This is a genomic window from Burkholderia sp. KCJ3K979, assembly GCF_016759955.1.
Classification (GTDB): Bacteria; Pseudomonadota; Gammaproteobacteria; order Burkholderiales; family Burkholderiaceae; genus Burkholderia; species Burkholderia orbicola.
This window is the reverse complement of sequence record NZ_JACFYV010000483.1, coordinates 1-404: the sequence shown is the minus strand read 5'-3', so window position 1 is coordinate 404 and position 404 is coordinate 1. Positions and strand designations below refer to the sequence as shown.

The window sequence follows — 404 nt, the reverse complement described above, 5'->3', positions numbered from 1 at the left end:
AACCTGAACAAGGTTTGTATGTGACGGATTCCCCTTAGCGAGAGGAGACGGACGTTGAGTGGTCAGTACGTTAATACAACCGCCCTTATCGACACGTTTTGTATCCGGGTCATACCAGGCACCTTCACCCAGTGCGACCACACCCGGCATCATTCGTGGCGTCACTTTCGCCTCAATATGAACCTCACCACGATCGTTAAAGATCCTGACTTTATCGCCGTTGTTGATACCGCGTTTTTGCGCATCAAGCGGGTTGATCCACATTTCCTGACGGCAAGCTGCTTTCAGCACATCAACGTTGCCGTAAGTTGAGTGAACGCGAGATTTATAGTGGAAACCCGTAAGCTGCAGCGGATACTGTTTGTTCAGCGGATCCTGATAACTTTCAAAACCCGGCGTATAGA

1 protein-coding gene is annotated in these 404 nt (G+C 49.8%); it reads right to left on the bottom strand.

All coding sequences use genetic code 11. The annotated features are described in order from the left end of the window. A partial coding sequence (locus H3O04_RS35745) for a molybdopterin dinucleotide binding domain-containing protein (protein WP_272929928.1) occupies window positions 1-404 on the bottom strand: 404 nt, incomplete at both ends.